This window comes from Herbiconiux sp. FW305-C-125 (genome assembly GCF_058783455.1).
Window position 1 is genome coordinate 1 of record NZ_JBYSYO010000029.1, and the last position, 2391, is coordinate 2391.

At 68.5% G+C, this 2391-nt stretch carries 2 protein-coding genes; one reads left to right on the plus strand and one right to left on the minus strand.

The genetic code is table 11. The annotated features are described in order from the left end of the window. The first annotated feature begins 216 nt into the window (after positions 1-216). Positions 217-693 (plus strand): SsrA-binding protein SmpB, encoded by a 477-nt coding sequence (gene smpB / locus AC3WLB_RS24240; protein WP_079941838.1) that lies wholly within the window; start codon positions 217-219, stop codon positions 691-693. 181 nt (positions 694-874) lie between these two features. Here smpB and nylB read toward each other — a convergent pair whose 3' ends face one another. Continuing rightward, a complete protein-coding gene (gene nylB, locus AC3WLB_RS24245; RefSeq protein ID WP_012476896.1) occupies positions 875-2053 on the minus strand; it encodes a 6-aminohexanoate-dimer hydrolase in 1179 nt (392 codons plus the stop codon). Positions 2054-2391 lie beyond the last annotated feature (338 nt).

Consider the following 2391-nt stretch of genomic DNA (forward strand, 5'->3'; position numbering starts at 1 on the left):
GAAATCCGTCATCGTTCCGTCCGTCCAATCTCCGCCAAGCATGCTCAAGCTTCACGATTTTTGCAACAGAGCCCTCGTGGGCGTGATCCTCTCGGCGATCGCGGCGAAGATCGCGATCACGCGGTATCTGCGGGTCTAGCGGCGAGGGTGCGGTAGGCTGGATCCTCGCGCGTGAGCGCGGATCCCGCACCAGCCCGACGGCAGAAAGGATGTGACATGCCCAAGGAGACCGGCGAGAAGCTGATCGCCTCCAACAAGAAGGCCCGGCACGAGTACAACATCCTCGACACCTACGAGGCGGGCCTGGTGCTCACCGGCAGCGAGGTGAAATCGCTGCGCATGGGGCGCGCGTCGCTCGTCGACGGCTACGTCTTCATCGAGCGCGGCGAGGCCTGGCTCGACGCGGCGTACATCCCCGAGTACCTCAACGGGTCGTGGACCAACCACGCGCCGCGCCGCAAGCGCAAGCTGCTGCTGCATCGCCAGCAGATCGACAAGCTCTACCAGAAGACCCGCGAGGGCGGCATGACGATCGTGCCGCTGCGCCTGTACTTCCTGGACGGCCGCGCGAAGGTCGAGATCGCCCTCGCGAAGGGCAAGAAGGAATACGACAAGCGGCAGACGCTGCGCGAACGGCAGGACAAGCGCGAGGCCGAGCGGGCCATGCGCAGCAAGAACCGGCTGGGGGAGTAGCGCCCGCGACCCGGTGCGATTCAGTCGGCCCGGGCGAGCCGGGCGGCCCCGCCGGTTGAGCGGGCCCCCGCTGGTTGAGCGAGCGGAGCGAGTCGAAACCCGGGGCGGTCGGGTTTCGACTCGTCGCTGCGCTCCTCGCTCAACCGGCGGGGGAGGCCCGCCGCGAGCGGAGCGACCGTGGCTACACTGCGTCGAGCGCGCGGCTGACGTCGAGCAGGATCCCGTTCTGCAGCCGGTGCCAGTGCTCGGTGTCGGGATCGGGCCACGACGACAGCTTGACGATCACGGAGTCGGTGAGCGGGTCGAGCCACAGATTCTGCCCGTGGATGCCGATGCCGCTCACGTTGCCGCGCTCGTTGCCCGTGCACCACCACTGGCGGGTGTAGCTGCCGTCGGGGAAGGTGTTCGTGAAGCCCTTGTCGGTCATCGCCTCGTGCGATCCGCCGGCGAGTACGCGACGCACCCAGTCCTCGGAGACCACGCGGCCACCGGGGGCGACGCCGCCGTCGAGCATCATGCGCCCCACGCGCGCGAGATCCCGCGCCGTGCAGGAGACGCCGCCGTGCGCGAAGCCGAAACCCGTCGTGTCGACGGTGATGGTAGCGTCGCGGTCGGCGTCGAGCTTCGCCCACAGGTACGTGGAGAGCGCTTCGACGTAGCGCAGACCGGTGACCCGTTCGACGATCCAGGCGAGTACGTCGGTGTTCGCCGAGCAGTACTGGAACTCGCCGGTGCTGCCGTCGCCGCGGAGGGTGGTGAGGAACTCGTAGGTGTCGGCCGGGTCGCCGTGGCGGCGCGTGCGCCAGCCGGCCGAGCGACCGTGGGTCTGCACCTCGGATGCGGGATCGACGTAGTCCTCGTTGTAGTCGATCGAGATCTGCATGTCGAGCACCTGCAGCACGGAGGGCCCGTCGTAGACGGAGCCGGCGAGCTCGGGTACATACTCGGTGACGGGCTGCGCGGGATCGATGCGCCCCTCGTCGACCAGTGCTCCGACGACCGTGCCGCACAGCGACTTCGAGACGCTCATCAGCAGGTGACGGTCGTCGGGCGCGAAGCCGGCGCGGTAGTACTCGGCCACGACCTCCGTTCCGCGCAGCACGAGGAAGGCGTCGGTGTAGGTCTGTTCGAGGCGCTGTTCGAGGTCGGGAAGCTGCGCCGCGATCGCGCCGAGCCGCGCGAGGGCATGACCGGGCGCGTTCACCGGGCGCCGCGAGACCGCTGCCGAGGGCACCATCTCGCCGAGGTGAGCGAAGGCCCAGCGGTTGTGCGGGGGCTCCTGCCAGCTGTCGAGCGTCGGTTCACCCGCGGCGGCGTCGGGGTATCGGGCGGGGTGCGAGCCGGTGGTGGGCGTGTTCATCGAGCGTCTCCGAAGGTGTGGCCGCGGCGGGTGAAGAGGTAGTACAGTCCGCCGCTGACGATCATCGCAACGGGAGCGGAGAGATCGATGTAGCCCATGGCCTCGGCGATCGCGCCGCTCCAGAAGTCGGTGGTGAGGAAGAAGGAGGCGGCTGCGCCGCCGATGATCCCCGCGGCGAGGCCGGGAATGCTGAAGCCACCGGTGTACCAGTACTTGGCCCCCGGGCGCTCATCGAAGAGATCGAGGCCATCGTATCGGTTGCGGGGCTCTGTTGCAAAGATTGGCGGCAGTCAGAGGTAGGCTGTCGCTCTGCGCCGATCAGGCGGCTGCTGCGAAAT